Raw genomic sequence first — 16,836 nt, forward strand, 5'->3', positions numbered from 1 at the left:
TGATCGCGGTCGCTTCGCATCTGCTGTCGGAAGTTGACTCGTTGAATCACCTTCCTTGGCGGCGGCGCGCGGGCGCGGGATGCTATGTAGAAGTCTAGAGAATGCACAAATTATTCCTTTTATAGGATTTTATAATATCATATAATATTAAAATTTGGAATTAGATTGACACTTCACCCCTCCTGCCGCTTGGCTGAACGCAGACAGGGCGCCTTTGCGCGCTTGCGGACAGCTTAGGATCAGAACATGACTTGGCGGATTGGCGTCGATTCCGGCGGAACTTTCACCGATGTGTGCCTCTTTGACGAGGACAGCGGCGAGGTGGTCACCTGGAAGGTTTCCTCCACCCCCGACGATCCGTCGCGGGGCATCACGCAGGGCGTGGCCGAAGGTCTGCAACAGGTTTCCGCCAGTGCCGCCGAAGTTTCGTTTCTGGGTCATGGCACGACGGTCGCGACCAACGCGCTGATTCAGGGGCGCGGCGTGAAGACCGGGCTGATCACCACCGAAGGGTTCCGCGATCTGCTGGAGATCGGCCGCCAGAAACGCCCGCATCTTTACGACCTGCAAGCCGACAAGCCCGAAACACTGGTGACGCGCGACCTGCGGCTTGGCGTGGCCGAACGGGTGCGGCCGGACGGCACGGTAGAGGAAGGGCTTGATGCTGATGCCTTCCGCGCGGCAGTGCGCAGCCTGAAAGCCGAAGGCGTGCAATCCGTCGCCGTCAGCTTCCTTTACAGCTTCCTGAATGCCGAGCATGAGAAGACCGCCGCAGCCATTTTGACGGAAGAATTCCCCGAGGCTTTCGTTGCAATCTCGCACCGGATCGCGCCCGAGTTCCGTGAGTATGAGCGGTTGTCCACCACGGTGGTGAATGCCTATCTCGGCCCGGTCATGCAGGTCTATGTCAAGGCTTTGCAGAAGAAACTGGCTGATCTGGGTCTGCGCGTGGCACCGCAGCTGACGCAATCGAACGGCGGGGTGATCGCCTTCGACACCGCCGCCGAAAACCCGGTGCGCACCGTCCTTTCAGGGCCATCGACCGGAGTGGTGGCGGCGCAGGCCATCGGCCGGATGACCGGCACTGACAACCTGATCACCTTTGACATGGGGGGAACCTCCTCCGATGTGGCTTTGCTGAGCAATGGCAAATGCCGCGTGGTGAACGAATCTGTGGTGCATGGTTATCCGCTGAAAGTGCCGATGCTGGACATTCATACGGTCGGTGCAGGGGGCGGGTCGATCGCCTATGTCGACAATGGCGGGCTTCTGAAGGTCGGGCCCCGGTCGGCCGGAGCCAATCCGGGGCCGGCCTGCTACGGGCTGGGCAATGCCGAACCCACCGTGACCGACGCCAATGTGCTGATGCAGACCCAGAACCCGGAATATCTGCTGAACGGCCGCATGAAGATCGACCGCAGCCTGTCGCAGGCGGCAGTGCAGACTTTGGCCGACAAGCTGGGCCTTGGCCTGATGGAAACGGCGAACGGCATTCTGGATATCGTCATCGCCAATATGGCAAAGGCGATCCGGGTGATCTCGGTCCAGCGGGGGCATGATCCGCGGGATTACACCCTTCTGGCCTTTGGCGGCGCTGGCCCGGTGCAGGCGGCGCGGCTGGCCCGCGCGCTGGGGATGACCCGCGTGATGATCCCGCGCACGCCCGGCGTGCTGTGCGCGCTTGGCCTGCTGATGACCGATCTGCGCGCCGATTTCTCGGCCACCAGCCTGACACCGCTCAGCGGCGCGGATACGGGGATGCTTTCGACGACCTATGCCGATCTGGAGGCGCAGGCCGAAGCCTGGTTCGACGCAGAGGATATCCTGACCGGCGCCCGCCTGATCGAGCGCAGTGTCGATGTGCGCTACGCCGGGCAGAACTATGAAATCTCGGTTCCGGTGGCCAGCGGGCCGGTGACGGCGGAAACCCTGCGCCAGATCGAGGCCGGGTTTGAAGCGGCACACCGGCAGCTTTACGGCTTTGTCGCCGAAGGCGAGCCGATCCAGCTTGTCACCTTCCGCATCGCGGCAAGCGGGCTGGTGGAAAAGGCCGATTTCCAGCCCCAGCCCGATGCCGGGGCGGACGCGACCGCTGCGATCACCGGCACCCGCCCGGTCTGGATGCCCGAGACCGGGGATTTCGTGGAAACCACCCTGTACAACCGCGACAGGCTGCTGGCGGGCAACCGCATCGCAGGCCCTGCCATCATTGACCAGATGGACAGCACGACCGTGGTGCCCCCGGACATGACCGCGACGGTCGATGCCTATCTCAACCTCATTCTGGAGCAATCGGCATGAATGCGCAGACCCCGGTTTCCCGTGCGAAGCTCAACCCGATCACCGTAGAGGTCATCGGTTCCGCCTTCGCCTCGACTGTCGAGGAAATGGGCGAGGCACTGGTGCGTGCTTCCTACTCGACCAATATCAAGGAACGCCGCGACTGTTCGACTGCGTTGTTCGATGCCTCGGGCCGCATGTTGTGCCAGGCCGAACATATCCCGATGCACCTTGGCAGCTTCATTGGCTTCATCCCCTATATCCTGCGGCAATTCCCGGCGGACAGCATCCAGCCCGGCGATATCTTCATGGGCAATGATGCCTACGAGGGCGGCGGCACCCACCTGCCCGATATCGTTCTGGCAGAGCCGATCTTTCACGATGGCGCGCTGATCGCCTGGGCGATCAACACCGCGCACCATTCCGATTTCGCGGATCGCGGACACGACCATATCTATCAGGAAGGTCTGCGCATCCCGCCGGTGCGGCTGCATCGTGCCGGTGTGCTGCAAGAGGATATCCAGCGCCTGTTCCTGCTGAACTGTCAGGTGCCGTCCGAACGGATCTCGGACTTGCGGGCGCAGATCGCCGCCAACCGTCTGGGCGCGATCCGCATGGCCGAACTTTGCGTCAAGTACGGGTTGGCCGATGTCCTTGCCGCAGGTGAGGAGCTGATGGATTACGCCGACCGCAAGATGCGTGCGGGTATCCGTGCTATCCCTGACGGGGTTTATGCCTTCTCCGATGTGTTCGACAGTGAATCGCTCGATAAACCGCTGGATTTTTCGGTCCGCATCACCATTGCCGGCGATGAGGCCACGCTGGATTTCGACAGCCCGCCACAGGTGCGCGCCGGTCTGAACGTGGTTTATACCGCGCTGCTCGCCACCGTCTATTACGCGATGAAAACCGTGGTTGATCCGACCATCCTGCCGAATGCCGGGCTGGCGCGGGCGATTACCGTCAATGCAGAGGAAGGCACGATCCTGCGCTGCGCCCATCCGGCGGCCGTGGACGGGCGCATCACCGCCTGCCAGCGGGTCGTCGACCTGATCCATGGTGCTTTCGCGCAGGTGATCCCCGACCGGGTGGTGGCGGCCTGTAACGGCTCGGTCCATGTCGCAAGCTTCAACGGCACCCGGCCGGATGGCGCGCTGTGGGTCTATCTGGAAACCATCGGTGGCGGCTTCGGGGCGCGTCACAACAAGGACGGGCTGGATGGCGTGCATGTGCATATGACCAACACTTCCAACCTGCCGGTCGAGGCGCTGGAGAACGAATATCCGATTACCCTGCGCCGGTATGAGCTGGTGGACGGCTCGGGCGGTGACGGAGAGTTCGTGGGCGGCATGGGCCTGCGCCGCGTCTACCGTGCGGAACGCGCCTGCCGGGTGCAGGTCATGGGCGCGCGGCTGTCGACGGCAGCCTGGGGTCTTGCCGGGGGGCAGCCGGGCGGATCTGGCTATTTCACGCTGAATGGGGTGAAAAGCGGGTTCGAGCGGCACTCTGTCGACATGCAGCCGGGCGATGTGCTGGAAATCGTCACGCCCGGCGCGGGTGGCTATGGCGATCCGGCCCGCCGCCCTGCCGACCGCCGTGCCACCGACCTCAGGGAACGGCGCCGGGTCTGAGCGGCTTACCTGCTTGACAGCGGGGCGATGGCGGGAAAGCCTGCCATCGCCCCAACCAGCGAGAATACCTTGGTCAGACAATCCTCCTCCAACGCCGAACGCGCGGCCGATCTCTTGCTGATTCTGGGCGAGGCCGGTTCGTTGGGCATGTCGCTGGCGCAACTGGCCGAGGCGACCGGCGATGCCAAATCCGCCGTACATCGCAGCCTTGTGGCGCTTGGCAGCCGTGGTCTGGTGATCCAGAGCGGGACGCGCGGCAATTACCGGCTGGGTCCGACGCTTTATGCGCTGGCGCATCGGGTGCCTGCGGTGGGCGAGATCATCCGCCGTTACCGCCCGGCGCTGATCGCGACGTCGGCGCGGGTGCAGCGGTCGACCTATCTGATGATGCGCGCCGGGGTGGATATCGCCTGTCTGGATCTGGAACTGGGTGTGATTGCGGCACAGCCCTTCGTCAGCGGCATCGGCGGGCGGATTCCGCTTTCGGTCAGCCCGGCGGGGATCGTCATGCTGGCCAAGATGGACGACCGTAGCCGACAGGTGGTGTTCGACCAGAATGCCAGTGCCTTGCAGCAATGGAAACTGTCGCTGGACCAGATCGAGGCCGATATCGCTGCCTATCGCCAGACCGGCTATGTGCGCGGCGTTCGTTCGACGCTGGGGATTGAATCGCTGGCACTGGCGCTGCCGGTGCTCAGCGATACCTGGCTGGGGCTGGAGGTCGCCATGTCGGTGCTGACCCCGATCGGCAGTCTGACGCAGGAACAGGAACTCGAAATCGTCGCCGTGATGCGGGAAGAACTGGCCCGTATCGACGAGGCCGACCGGCAGGCCAAGGCGATCTGACACCCCAGGGAGAAGAATATGGACGAACCCCGTCGCGTCGCCATGATCAGTGGCGCCTCGCGCGGATTGGGCCATGCCATCGTGCAGGATCTGCTGGCGCGTGGCTGGTGCATCAGTGCGGGCATGCGCAACCCGGTCGTGCCGGATCATCCGGATTGCCTTGTCTGCCCTTATGACGCGCTGCAACCGCAGACCGGCGAGGCCTGGCTTGCGGCCACACTGGCGCATTTCGGGCGGGTGGACGGGCTGGTGCTGAATGCGGGCATCCATTCCTCCACGCCGGTGCTTGAGGCCGGGATGGACGAACTTGACCGGCTGCTGGAGGTCAATCTGAAAGCGCCGCTGCGGCTGGCGCAAACCGTGTGGCCCGCGCTGGCCGCCCCCCCGGTGGGACGGATCGTCGTTATCTCGTCGCTGTCGGGCAAGCGGATCAAATCGCGCGCATCGGGGCTTTACGGCATCAGCAAGCATGCGGTGTCAGGGCTGGCTGCCGCCCTGCGACAAGAGGGGCGCGACTGTGGGCTGCGTGTGACGGAGGTCTGTCCCAGCTTCATCGCCACCGACATGGGCCTTGGTGCGGCGGGCGGGCGGGTCGATTCGGAACGCCTTACCCAGCCCGAGGATGTGGCACGGATTGTCGGTATGGCGCTGGAACTTCCACCAAGCGCCTCTGTCTCAACCATTCCGGTACATTACGATGTCGAGGACTGCTTCTGACGGTCAGAAGCCGCAAGGATGAGCATAAATTCATCACGGTATAATCTGATTATTGGATTGATAAGTTGATATCCGGTCCCTTAGTTGGAATTTTCTTGACCCTTCACGCGCCGTGACCCTAGCCTGACCCTACTGGAACATGCGCATTCCGCCCGTCGGGGTGGTCAGAACGCAGCACCGTGACCGCCATTGCGATGGCCAACTTCAACCCAACAGGAACCGCCCGATGAATTTCAGCCGCCGCACCCTCTTGCAGATCGCCACTGCAAGCACCGCAAGCTTCATGTTCGGAACCCGCTTCGCCACCGCCCAGGCCAGCAAGACCCTGCGCATCGGTCTTTCGACCTATCCGGCCCATCTGCGCCCGTGGATTTTGGTCGGCTATTCCGGCCACATGGTTTCGTCGCTGATCAACCGCAACCTGATCAACTATGACCCCAGCGGGCAGCTTGTCGGCGAACTGGCGGAAAGCTGGACTTCGGAATCCCCGACGACCTGGCTTTTCAAGCTGCGCGCGGCCATGTTCCACGACGGAAGCCCGGTCACCGCCGAGGACGTGCGCTGGACCTTCGAGCAGATCGCGGCAGATAACTCCGGCGCCTATATGTATGACGGGGTGAAGAAGATCACCGGCTTCGAGGTGGTGGACGATCTGACCTTCCGGCTGACCACCGAAGCACCGATGGCGACCCTCCCCTCGCTGATGACCTATCCGTTCTTCTCGATCCTCAAGGCCGGATCGACCGATGCCGAGGATCAGGGCACCGGCGCCGGTCCGTATCGGATCGTGTCAGCGGAAAAAGGCGTCGGGATTGAGCTGGAGCCCAACGAGCATTATTTCAAAGAGGGGCTGCCGCATCTGCAAAGCATCCTCATCACGCCCTATGTCGACGAAAACGCACGGGTCGCCGCGCTGACGGCGGGGGATGTCGACCTGATCGACTACGTCCCGTGGTCGGCGATGAAGCAGATCGAGGCGAACAGCGCGCTGGCGCTGGACAAGGTCGATTCCGGCGCCTTCATGTTCCTCACTTTCAACGGCTCGGGTCCGTTCAAGGATGCCCGTCTGCGTCAGGCGGTGGCCTTTGCGCTGAAACGCAATGAATTCGTCGAGTCGGTGTTCTTCGGCTACGGAGCCGAGATGCGGGGCATCCCGCGCGCCAGCGGATCGCCCTTCTGGAACGAGGAACAGGCGAATTACTGGGGCTATGACCCGGACAAGGCCAGGGCGCTGCTGAAGGAAGCCGGGTATGAAACCGGGCTGAAGGTGCAGCTTCTGGCCACCTCGCAATATACCATGCACCGCGATACCGCCGTTCTGGTGCAAAGCCATCTGGCCGAGGTGGGGATTGAGGTAGAGCTGAACATGCCCGACTGGGCAACCCGCGTGGCCCTGGGCACGCGCGGTGCCGGTGATTTCGCGGTTCAGGGTTTCGGTCTGGACAGCCTCGATCCCGATGGCGCCGTGTCGATCATGGACCCCGCGCTGTCGCATGCCTATTCGCGCAGCCGGGATATCGAGGCGCCGGGTCTCAGCGACCTGCTGGCGCAGGGCCGCGGCGAGTTTGACGAGGCGAAGCGGGTCGAGATCTACCGGGCTGCCGACCAGATCGCGCTGGACAATACGACCATGTGTGGCGTTGCCTATCGTGCCACCGGCTTCGGCCGCTCTGCCGCCGTGACGCCGCTGGCCATGTTGCCCGACCAGCTGTCGCCTTTCTCGTCGGTGCTGTTCGACAAGATCGACATTGCCTGACATCATGGCAGCGCGGCCGCACTGACGGCCGCGCCCGCCGCGTGTTCCCGGCGCCCGCTGCGCCGTGAACCCCCTTCCCCCGCAGTCCGAAGGCAGAGACAATGGGTTGGTTCCTTCGCCGGGTGCTACAGGGCGTCGTGATGCTCTGGGTCGTCATCACCCTGGTCTTTCTTTCCATCAACTTCGTGCCTGGCGATCCGGTCGAGCTGCTGCTGTCGAACAGCGGTGGCACGCCCGATCCGACCATGGTGGCGCTGCTGCGCGAGGATCTGGGGCTGAACCTCCCGGTCTGGCAGCAATATCTGTTCAAGATGGAACAGCTGGCCCATATGGATCTTGGCCGTTCGCTGGTGGATGAAACTCCGGTCGCGCGCGAGATCCTGCGCCGCCTGCCCCGCACGCTGGAACTGATCGGGGCGGCGGGTCTGCTGAGCCTGCTGCTCGGCCTGCCCGCCGGGATCGTGGCCGCGCTGCGCCCGATCGGCCTGTTCAGCCGCCTGGCCAATGCCATGGCAGGTACCGCGCAAAGCGTTCCGGTCTTCGTGATCGGCTCGCTGATGGTGCTGATCTTCGCGCAATATCTGGGCTGGCTGCCCGCTGGCGGCTATGTCGCCTTCGACCGGGATCCGGGGCGGCACCTGATCCTGCTGCTCATGCCGGCGGCGACCATTGCTGTCGGATTGTCGGCGGTGGTCTTCCGCATCACCCGCGCCTCGATGCTGGATGTGATGCCACTGGACTATGTGCGCACGGCCCGCGCCAAGGGGGTGCCCGCGCGGCAGGTCACGCTGCGCCATGTGCTGCGCAACGCCCTGATGCCGGTCATCACCATCGTGGCGCTGCAACTGGGCGGGCTGCTTGCGGGCACGGTGCTGGTGGAAAGCGTATTCAACTGGCCGGGCCTGTCCGGCATGCTGGTCGTGGGAGTCAGCGCGCGCGATTACCCGGTGGTGACCGGCGTGATCCTGGTGGTTTCGGCCTGCTACATCGCGCTCAATGTGCTGGTGGACATCATCTATGGCCTTGTCGATCCCCGGGTGCGGAAATGAAGAAAGCCCTGCTGTCGCCTTCGGGCATCCTTCTGTCGGTCATCGTCCTGCTGGCGCTGGCCGCCCCGATCCTGCCGTTGCACGACCCGCTGAAGCTGGACGTCGCCAATCGCTTTGCCGGTCCTTCGGCGGCGCATCTGCTGGGCCAGGACGAAATCGGCCGTGATCTGTTGTCGCGCCTGGTCCATGCCCTGCGTGGTGCCATCCTGATTTCGGGCAGTGCTGCGGTGCTGGCCGGGGTGATCGGCTCGCTTCTGGGGATCGTTGCCGCCTACAACCGCGGCCTGACCGAGATGCTGTCGATGCGGTTCATGGATATCGTCCTGTGCTTCCCGCCGCTGCTGCTGGCAATGCTGGCGGCGACGCTTTACGGCTCCGGCCCGCTGACACTGGTGCCGGTGCTGGCGCTGGTCTATGTGCCCTCGTTCACCCGCGTGGCACATGCGAGCGTGCTGACCATCCGCACCCTCGATTACGTCGAGGCCACGCGGCTGATGGGGGCTTCGCCTGCCCGCATCGTGCTGCGCACCATCCTGCCCAATATCGCCGGACCGCTGAGCGTGCAGTTCAGCTTTGTCATGGCTATGTCGGTCGTGCTGGAATCGGGCCTGTCGTTCCTCGGCCTTGGGGTGGTGCCGCCCGAACCCTCGCTGGGCATGATGATCGGCGCCGCCCGCGCCACCGTCATCGACGAGCCGTGGCTGCTGTTTGCACCCTGCATCGTGCTGACGGGGCTGATCCTTGTTCTCAACGCCTTCTGCGACCACATGCGCGATCTCTTCGATCCGCGCCGCAGTTCCGCCGCCTGAAACCGGAGTGATTTCGATGACCGCCGCACCTCATCTGCTGGACGTTCGGGATCTGGCCGTTTCGTTCGGCCATGGCGCGAACTGGGTGAATGTCGTGCGCGACATCGCCTTCACCATAGACAAGGGCGAGACGCTGGCCATCGTCGGCGAAAGCGGATCGGGAAAAAGCGTGTCGTCCATGGCGATCATGCAGCTTCTGCCCAGGGCCACCGCGCGGGTGCAGGGATCAATCCGTCTGGCCGGGCAGGAACTGCTGGGCCTGTCCGAACCCCAGATGGAAAAGATCCGTGGCAACCGGATCTCGATGATCTTTCAGGAACCGATGACCTCGCTCAACCCGGTACTGACCATCGGGGACCAGATCGCCGAGGCGGTGCTGTCGCATCGCAATGTCTCGCGCGCCGAGGCACGCCGTCAGGCCATCGCCATGATGGACAGGGTGCATATCCCTTCGGCAGCGGCGCGCTATGACGATTATCCGCACCGCTTTTCCGGCGGGATGCGGCAGCGGGTGATGATCGCGGCCGCGCTGGCCTGTCAGCCCGATCTTCTGATCGCGGATGAGCCGACCACCGCGCTGGACGTGACGATTCAGGCGCAGGTGCTGGAGCTGATCAAGGAGCTTCAGGCCGAAAACGACATGGGTGTGCTGTTCATCACGCATGACATGGGGGTGGTGGCCGAAGTCGCCGACCGCACGCTGGTGATGTTTCGTGGCGATACGGTGGAAACCGGCACGACCGAACGCATCTTCGGCGCACCGCAGCAGGCCTATACCCGCGCGCTGCTGTCGGCAGTGCCGCAGATTGGCTCGATGGCCGGGGATCACGACCCCCTGCCCTATCCCGTCTATGACATGGCCACGGCCAGCCTCGTGCCGCCGCCGCCGCGCCCCTCGACCCTGCGCGAGGCTGCCGCGCCGCTTCTGGAGGTGCGCGGTCTGACCAAGCGTTTCGACGTGCCCGCCCCGCCGCTGCGGCGGCTGCAAAAGCGGGTGCATGCGGTCGAGAATGTCAGTTTCGAACTGCGCCACGGGGAAACCCTGTCGATCGTCGGGGAATCCGGCTGTGGCAAATCCACCCTCGGGCGGCTGATCACGCAGCTTCACCGCCCCGATGCCGGTTCGGTGCGGATCGAGGGCAAGCCGGTCGCGGCCAATGACCCGAGGGCGCTGGCCCGCAATGTACAGATGGTGTTTCAGGATCCCTATGCCAGTCTGAACCCCCGCCTGCGCGTGGGCGAGGCGATCACCGAACCCCTGTTGATCCAGGGGGTCGGCAATCCTGACGAACACGCGGCGCTGGCCGGTCAGCTGTTGCAGACGGTGGGCCTGCTGCCCGAAATGGCCTCGCGCTTCCCGCATGAATTTTCGGGCGGACAGCGGCAGCGCATCTGCGTCGCGCGCGCGCTGGCGCTGAAACCCAAGGTCATTGTGGCGGACGAGGCGGTATCGGCTCTGGATGTTACGATGAAGGTGCAGGTGGTGAATCTGATGATGAAGCTTCAGGAGGAAATGGGCCTTGGCTTCATCTTCATCAGTCATGATATGGCGGTGGTCGAACGCATCAGCCATCGGGTCGCGGTGATGTATATGGGCGAGATTGTCGAGATCGGACCACGCCACGCTGTCTTCGGCAATCCCGCGCATCCTTATACCCGAAGCCTGCTTGCGGCGGTGCCGCTGCCTGATCCGGCCCGGCGGCACCAGCGGCGAAGCCTGCCGGGGCGTGAACTGTCGTCTCCCGTGCGTCCGGTCGGCTTCACCCCGCCCGCCCGTGTCTATCACCAGCCTGCCCCCGGCCATTTCGTTCTTGAACCCGGCGCGGAATGGGCATGAGGAAACCATGATGCAATTCCTGTCCTTCCCGCTTGCGCCCTTCGCGGGGGATGCAGACCTGCCAGAGGCCGCCGATGTGGTGGTGATCGGTGGCGGCATCATCGGTGTCTGCACTGCGCTGGAACTGGCCGAGCGCGGCGTCAGCGTGCTCTTGTGTGAAAAGGGTCTGATCGGCGCGGAACAATCCAGCCGCAACTGGGGCTGGACACGCCAGATGGGTCGCGACCCGCGCGAACTGCCGCTGTGCATGGAAAGCCTGCGGCTGTGGGCAGGCATGAACGAACGGATCGGCGCCGACACCGGCTGGCGGCGCACCGGCATCGCCTATCTGTCCTATACAAGGCGCGAGCTGGATCACTGGCGCAACTGGGAAAAGATCGGTGCGGAGCATGGCGTCGATGGCCGGATGCTGTCGCGCACCGAAATCGATACGCGCCTGCCGGGCAATGATGGCCGTATTCTGGGTGTCCTGCACACCGGCAGCGATGGCAAGGCCGAGCCGTGGATCGCGGTGCCCGCTATTGCTGCTGCCGCCCGGGCAAAGGGCGCGCGCATCGTGACGGGCTGCGCAGTGCGCGGCCTCGAAACCGCTTCAGGCCGGGTCAGTGCTGTCGTTACCGAACGCGGCACGGTTGCCTGCCAGCAGGTCGTGATCGCAGCGGGCATGTGGTCCCGGCTGTTCGCGGGCAATCTGGGGATCGACTTTCCGCAACTGAAAGTGCTGGGTCCGGTCGCACGGGTGGAGGGTGTGCCCCTGATCTCCGATATGCCGGTGGGGGCCGAGAATTTCGCCTTCCGCCATCGTCAGGATGGCGGCTACACCATTGCGGTGCGCAACCGGGCCATCGCGCCGCTGACCCCCGATCACTTCCGCCTGCTGGGTGATTACCTGCCCGGGCTGCGCACCAGCTGGCGCGAGCTGTCGCCCCGCATCGGCCGCACCTTCCTGGAGGATCTGGCCACCGCGCGCCGCTGGGCACTGGACCGGCGCACCATCTTTGAACAGGTGCGCATCCTGAACCCGGATCCGGTGCCGGGTTATACCCGCAAGGCGCTGCACCGGCTGGCGCGCGCCTTCCCGGCCTTTCAGGGCGCGCGGATTACCCATGAATGGGCAGGCTATATGGATGCGACGCCCGATGCCATTCCGGTGATCGGCCCGGTGCCCGCATTGCCCGGCCTCAACATCGCCTCGGGTTTTTCCGGTCATGGTTTCGGCATCGGGCCGGGGGCGGGGCGTATGATGGCGCAGCTGATCCTGGGCGAAAAGACCCTTGTCCCGGCCGATGTCTTTGCCTTTACCCGGCTGCGGCCCGGACAGGCTCAGCCCGCTGCGGCCTGAGCGGCAACAAAGCGGCGCACCATCTGGCGGATGTTGTCCAGCCGCACCCCGATCCGCTCGGGGTGCAGCATGTCCACCCCGAAAGTGAAGCCCGATGTATGGGCATTCGCCACCGTCACCCAGCACAGGGCCGACAGCAGCTGCCACAGCTCTGCCGGGTCGATCCCCGACCGGAACAGGCCTGCCTGTTCGCCGCGCTGCACGATCGCCGCCATGCGCGCCAGCAGATCCTCGGCCCCGATCCCGGCGCGGTCGGCGTGCCGGATATGCTCACCGCCATGCAGGTTCTCGATCCCGACCAGCACGAGAAGGTCGGGATGACTGCGGTAGTAATCCAGCGTGAAACCGCAGATCTTGTCCAGCGCCGCAAGCGGGTCGGCAGGCAGGTCCAGCGCGCGCTCTGCCGCGCGGATCTGATGGTAACAGCCTTCCAGAACCGCCTGAAACAGCCGGCCCTTGTCGGTGAAGTGGCGGTAGATCAAAGCCTTGTTGACCCCTGCACGCTTCGCCACCAGCTCGATCCGCGCACCTTCCAGCCCGCGTTCCACAAACTCCTGCCGGGCCGCCTCCAGAATGCGCGTGCGCGTGGTCTGGGTCTTTTCCTCATGTGCGCTGAGCTTCTGGCTTTCCTCGGGCGGTGTCATGGCATGTCCTTTCCGGCGCTCTGGCGCAGTCAGCATTCCTTTCGGGGGCCGTCAAGAAAATCACGCGGCCCGCAAATGGATGATTTACAAACCTGCGGCTTCCGTCAATAGTAACTGTAACGTTACAGTTACTAAATGCGACTCAGGGAGCCACCATGACCACCCGCCTGCGCGTCGCCTCCGATGTGGGGGGCACATTCACTGACAGCATCGCCTATGACAGCCGCACAGGCCGTATCGCGGTGGCCAAGGTCTCGACCACCCCGCATAACCGCGCCGAAGGCACGGTGGCCGGTCTGAAGAAGGCTGTCGCCCTGCTGGGGGCCAGCGGGGCCGAGGTCGATTATGTCGGTCATGGCACCACAACCACGACCAATGCGGTCATCCAGCGCACCGGCGCCCGCACCGCCTTTCTGGTGAACGACGGTTTTCGCGACATCCTGCTGATCGGCCGACAGAACCGCCCGACGCTGTTCGATCTGAAAATCGTGCGCCCCGAACCGCTGGTGGAGCGCGAGCTGTGTTTCACCGCGCGGGGACGGCTGGCGCCGGGCGGCGTCGAGCTTCAGCCGCTGAACGAAGATGATGTGCGCGACGCGGCACGGGCCATGGCCGCTGCCGGGGTGGAAACCGTGGCGGTGCTGTTTCTGCATTCCTATGCCAATCCGGCGCATGAACAGCGCGCCCAGGCGATCCTGCAAGAGATGCTGCCCGGCGTGCCGGTCTGTATCTCGACCGAGATCAATTCAGAGTTCCGCGAATATGAACGCGGCTCGACCACGGTGCTGAATGCCTGGCTGCGCCCGGTGATGGATCACTACCTGCGCGCGCTGTCCGACCTGCTGCATTCCGGGGAGGGGCTGGGGCTTGCTCCGGGCAAGCCGGTGATGGTGATGGATGCGGCGGGCGGGCTGATGACACTGGATCATGCCCGCGCCCATCCCGTGCATACCGTGCTGTCCGGTCCGGCGGGCGGGGTGGTGGCCGCCGCCCATGTCGCGCAGGAGGCCGGGCTGCCCGATATCATCACCATGGATATCGGCGGCACCTCGACCGACGTCAGCCTGATCCGCAACGGGCGCCCCGCCGTGACCCGCAGCGCGGTTCTGGAAACGGTGCCGATCCGCCTGCCGGTCATCGACATCAATGCCATCGGTGCGGGCGGAGGCTCCATTGCCTGGATCGACGAGGGGGGTGCCCTGCGCGTCGGCCCGCAAAGCGCCGAGGCTGTGCCCGGCCCTGCCTGCTATGGCCGCGGCGGCACCCGGCCCACGGTGACGGATGCCAACCTCGTGCTTGGGCGCTTTTCGGCGGAATCGCGTCTGGGAGGCGACATGGCACTGGATCTGGCGGCTGCCGAGCAGGTGATCCGCAGCCAGGTCGCAACACCGCTGGGGCTGTGCCTTGAGGAAGCTGCCGCCGGTATCCTGCGGGTTGCCCATGCCAATATCATGCGCGGCATCCGCGTCGTCTCGGTCGAGCGGGGTCATGATCCGCGCGATTTCGCACTGGTGCCCTTTGGCGGGGCCGGGCCGATGCATGGCAGTCCCGTCGCGCGGGAACTGGGCATGCCACGGGTGATGCTGCCGCCAAACCCCGGTATCCTGTGCGCGCTTGGCCAACTGATCTCGGAACTGCGCCATGAATATGTGCAGACCCATGTCGCGGCCCATGCCGCGCTGTCGGAGGCCGAGGTTCTGGCCCTGATCGGCAGCCTTGCCGACCGCGCCCGCCGCGCGCTGGACCATGACGGCGTGCCCCCCGCCAGACAGGCCATCGAAGCGCGGATCGACATGCGCTATCGCGGGCAGAGCTTTGAACTGCCTGTTCCCGCCGAGGCCACGAGGCCCGGCTTCTGGGCCGGGATGCCCGGTCTGTTTCACGCGCTGCACGAAGCGCGTTTCGGTTATTCCGATCCCGGTGCGGCGGTCGAAGTCGTGGGGCTGTCCGTCATCGGCACCGGCGAGCTGGAAAAACCCGCCCTGCCCCGGCTTCCCCAGGGCGATGGTTCGCCGCAGGCCGCGCTGAAGGGCCGACGCCGCATCTATTTCGAACAAGCAGATGCGGGGGGTGCCTATCACGACGCGGCGGTCTATGACCGCGCAAGGCTGCGGGCGGGCGATGTGATCGCCGGTCCTGCCGTGATCGACGAGATTTCCGCCACCTCCATCCTTTACCCCGGAGACATGATGACCGTTCACCCGTCCGGCAACCTGATCGTCGAGGTTGCGCAATGACCCGCTTCGATCCGATCCGCCTTGAGGTGCTGCGCAACGCGCTGGAGGCCACGGCGCAGGAAATGGGCGTCGTGCTGAAGCTGACCGCCTTTTCCCCAAACATCAAAGAACGCATGGATGCCTCCTGCGCCATCTTCGATGCGCAGGCGCAGCTTGTGGCGCAGGCCGAACATGTGCCTGTGCATCTGGGTTCGATGTTGCGGGCGGTCGGCCCCACGCTGGCGCGGCTGGACCCGCTGGAGGATGGCGATGTGGTCGTGGTGAACGATCCCTTCGTCGCCGGGGCGCATTTGCCCGACATCACGCTCATCGCGCCGGTCTTTGTCGCGGGGCGCTGCATCGCCCATGTCGCCAGCCGCGCCCATCATTCCGATGTGGGCGGGATGGAGCCCGGCTCGATGCCCGGCCGCTCGCGCGAGGTGTTTCAGGAAGGGTTGATCATCCCGCCGGTCCGGCTTTATCGCCGGGGGGTGGAGCAGACCGATATCATGGCGATGATCCTGGCGAATGTGCGCACCCCGGCCGAACGGCGCGGCGATCTGAACGCCCAGCTTGCAGCGCTTCGGGTCGGTGCGCGCCGCATCGGCGAACTGGCCGGGCGCTTCGGTGCCGAGGGGCTGGAACAGGGCCTGGCCGAGGTGCTGGATTATGCAGAGCGACGGATGCGCGCGCGTCTGGCAGAGCTTCCGCAGGGGTCATGGTCCGGCGAGGACTGGCTGGATGATGACGGGGTTGGCAGCGACCCGGTGATGATCCGCCTGCGCATCGACAACGGCCCGGCGGGGCTCGTCTTCGATTTCGAAGGCTCGGCGCCACAATGTCCGGGCAATGTGAATGCGGTGGCGCCGATGACGCATTCCTCTGTGTTCTATGCGCTGAAAATTCTGACCGATGCCACGATCCCGGCCAATGCCGGAGTGATGCGCCCGGTGCAGGTGCGCATTCCGAAAGGATCGTTTCTTGATGCTCGGCCGCCTGCGGCAGTCTGCGCGGGCAACACCGAGACCACGCAACGGGTGGCCGATGCCGTGCTGCGGGTTCTGGCGCAGTTCGCGCCGGACCGCATCGCCGCCGCAAGCCAGGGCACGATGAACCTCATCGGGATCGGGGGCCATGATCCCCGCACCGGCGAAGCCTATACCTATATCGAAACGATCGGCGGTGGTCAGGGCGGGCGCCCCGGTGGCCCCGGCATGAGCGCGGTGCATGCGAATATGTCGAACACGCTGAACACGCCGATTGAGGCCATGGAAATCAGCTATCCGCTGCGCGTCGAACGCTATGAACTGCGCGACGGTTCGGGCGGCGCGGGCGATCATCCGGGCGGTCTGGGCATCATCCGGGCGATCAGTCCCGTGGGGCACGAGGCGCGGGTTTCGCTGCAATCGGACCGTCGCAGGACCGGGCCCTACGGCCTGCATGGCGGCCAGCCGGGGCAGCCCGGCGCGAACTGGCATCGTGATACGGCAGGTGGTCAGGCTGGGGTTGCCGCCAAATGTTCTTTCTCGCTGGCCGAGGGCGAGGCGGTGCAGATCGACACCCCCGGCGGCGGCGGCTGGAACCGCCCCGTCTGACCGGGGCTGGAGCAAGGCAGACCCTCCCGCCATGACATCACCGCACGTCCTGCGGGGCTGTGTTGTCATGTCGGGCGGACTACGACTATAAGAAAATTGTTCCTCACGATTCCA

General features: G+C 64.8%; 12 protein-coding genes. 11 read left to right on the plus strand and 1 reads right to left on the minus strand.

The window, feature by feature from the left end:
- Positions 1-246: 246 nt before the first annotated feature.
- The 9 genes from AO684_RS07175 to AO684_RS07215 all read left to right on the plus strand — a co-directional run bounded on the left by AO684_RS07175 (position 247) and on the right by AO684_RS07215 (position 12,267).
- Positions 247-2,301 carry a hydantoinase/oxoprolinase family protein gene (locus tag AO684_RS07175; protein ID WP_054302063.1) on the plus strand — a complete coding sequence of 685 codons (2,055 nt, stop codon included), beginning with the start codon at positions 247-249 and terminating at the stop codon, positions 2,299-2,301.
- Positions 2,298-3,911 carry a hydantoinase B/oxoprolinase family protein gene (locus tag AO684_RS07180; RefSeq protein WP_054302064.1) on the plus strand — a complete coding sequence of 538 codons (1,614 nt, stop codon included), beginning with the start codon at positions 2,298-2,300 and terminating at the stop codon, positions 3,909-3,911. The genes AO684_RS07175 and AO684_RS07180 overlap by 4 nt, the downstream gene beginning before the upstream one ends.
- A gap of 69 nt (positions 3,912-3,980) precedes the next feature.
- On the plus strand, positions 3,981-4,757 hold the full coding sequence (locus tag AO684_RS07185) for an IclR family transcriptional regulator (protein WP_161805997.1): 777 nt from the start codon (positions 3,981-3,983) through the stop codon (positions 4,755-4,757).
- 18 nt (positions 4,758-4,775) lie between these two features.
- Complete coding sequence (locus AO684_RS07190) at positions 4,776-5,474, plus strand: SDR family NAD(P)-dependent oxidoreductase (protein WP_054302066.1); 699 nt, start codon at positions 4,776-4,778, stop codon at positions 5,472-5,474.
- A gap of 226 nt (positions 5,475-5,700) precedes the next feature.
- Positions 5,701-7,230 carry an ABC transporter substrate-binding protein gene (locus AO684_RS07195; RefSeq protein WP_054302067.1) on the plus strand — a complete coding sequence of 510 codons (1,530 nt, stop codon included), beginning with the start codon at positions 5,701-5,703 and terminating at the stop codon, positions 7,228-7,230.
- Between the two features lie 101 nt (positions 7,231-7,331).
- Positions 7,332-8,279, plus strand: a complete 948-nt coding sequence (locus AO684_RS07200) for an ABC transporter permease (protein ID WP_054302068.1) — start codon at positions 7,332-7,334, stop codon at positions 8,277-8,279.
- Positions 8,276-9,088 carry an ABC transporter permease gene (locus tag AO684_RS07205; RefSeq protein ID WP_054302069.1) on the plus strand — a complete coding sequence of 271 codons (813 nt, stop codon included), beginning with the start codon at positions 8,276-8,278 and terminating at the stop codon, positions 9,086-9,088. The genes AO684_RS07200 and AO684_RS07205 overlap by 4 nt, the downstream gene beginning before the upstream one ends.
- Before the next feature lie 16 nt (positions 9,089-9,104).
- Positions 9,105-10,925, plus strand: coding sequence for an ABC transporter ATP-binding protein (locus tag AO684_RS07210; RefSeq protein WP_054302070.1), 1,821 nt, complete (start codon positions 9,105-9,107; stop codon positions 10,923-10,925).
- Between the two features lie 10 nt (positions 10,926-10,935).
- Entirely contained in the window at positions 10,936-12,267 is a 1,332-nt protein-coding gene (locus AO684_RS07215; RefSeq protein ID WP_082400833.1) for an FAD-binding oxidoreductase, read from the plus strand.
- On the opposite strand, the gene AO684_RS07220 is transcribed toward AO684_RS07215, so the two are convergent.
- The gene (locus AO684_RS07220) at positions 12,249-12,911 is read right to left on the minus strand and encodes a TetR/AcrR family transcriptional regulator (RefSeq protein WP_054302071.1); all 663 of its coding nucleotides are present in this window, start codon (positions 12,909-12,911) and stop codon (positions 12,249-12,251) included. The two genes, AO684_RS07215 and AO684_RS07220, sit on opposite strands and share 19 nt — an antisense overlap.
- A 155-nt stretch (positions 12,912-13,066) precedes the next feature.
- Here AO684_RS07220 and AO684_RS07225 point away from each other — a divergent pair, with 155 nt between their 5' ends.
- A complete protein-coding gene (locus AO684_RS07225) occupies positions 13,067-15,148 on the plus strand; it encodes a hydantoinase/oxoprolinase family protein (RefSeq protein ID WP_054302072.1) in 2,082 nt (693 codons plus the stop codon).
- On the plus strand, positions 15,145-16,722 hold the full coding sequence (locus tag AO684_RS07230; RefSeq protein WP_054302073.1) for a hydantoinase B/oxoprolinase family protein: 1,578 nt from the start codon (positions 15,145-15,147) through the stop codon (positions 16,720-16,722). The genes AO684_RS07225 and AO684_RS07230 overlap by 4 nt, the downstream gene beginning before the upstream one ends.
- Positions 16,723-16,836 lie beyond the last annotated feature (114 nt).

The sequence above is a fragment of the Gemmobacter sp. LW-1 genome, from assembly GCF_001303875.1.
Classification (GTDB): domain Bacteria; phylum Pseudomonadota; class Alphaproteobacteria; order Rhodobacterales; family Rhodobacteraceae; genus Gemmobacter; species Gemmobacter caeni.

What these genes read in the sequence shown, in the direction of transcription:
- AO684_RS07175 (WP_054302063.1), top strand. Translation starts at nt 247, where the DNA reads ATGACTTGGCGGATTGGCGTCGATTCCGGCGGAACTTTCACCGATGTG.
- AO684_RS07180 (WP_054302064.1), top strand. Translation starts at nt 2,298, where the DNA reads ATGAATGCGCAGACCCCGGTTTCCCGTGCGAAGCTCAACCCGATCACC.
- AO684_RS07190 (WP_054302066.1), top strand. Translation starts at nt 4,776, where the DNA reads ATGGACGAACCCCGTCGCGTCGCCATGATCAGTGGCGCCTCGCGCGGA.
- AO684_RS07195 (WP_054302067.1), top strand. Translation starts at nt 5,701, where the DNA reads ATGAATTTCAGCCGCCGCACCCTCTTGCAGATCGCCACTGCAAGCACC.
- AO684_RS07200 (WP_054302068.1), top strand. Translation starts at nt 7,332, where the DNA reads ATGGGTTGGTTCCTTCGCCGGGTGCTACAGGGCGTCGTGATGCTCTGG.
- AO684_RS07205 (WP_054302069.1), top strand. Translation starts at nt 8,276, where the DNA reads ATGAAGAAAGCCCTGCTGTCGCCTTCGGGCATCCTTCTGTCGGTCATC.
- AO684_RS07210 (WP_054302070.1), top strand. Translation starts at nt 9,105, where the DNA reads ATGACCGCCGCACCTCATCTGCTGGACGTTCGGGATCTGGCCGTTTCG.
- AO684_RS07215 (WP_082400833.1), top strand. Translation starts at nt 10,936, where the DNA reads ATGCAATTCCTGTCCTTCCCGCTTGCGCCCTTCGCGGGGGATGCAGAC.
- AO684_RS07220 (WP_054302071.1), bottom strand. Translation starts at nt 12,911, where the DNA reads ATGACACCGCCCGAGGAAAGCCAGAAGCTCAGCGCACATGAGGAAAAG.
- AO684_RS07225 (WP_054302072.1), top strand. Translation starts at nt 13,067, where the DNA reads ATGACCACCCGCCTGCGCGTCGCCTCCGATGTGGGGGGCACATTCACT.
- AO684_RS07230 (WP_054302073.1), top strand. Translation starts at nt 15,145, where the DNA reads ATGACCCGCTTCGATCCGATCCGCCTTGAGGTGCTGCGCAACGCGCTG.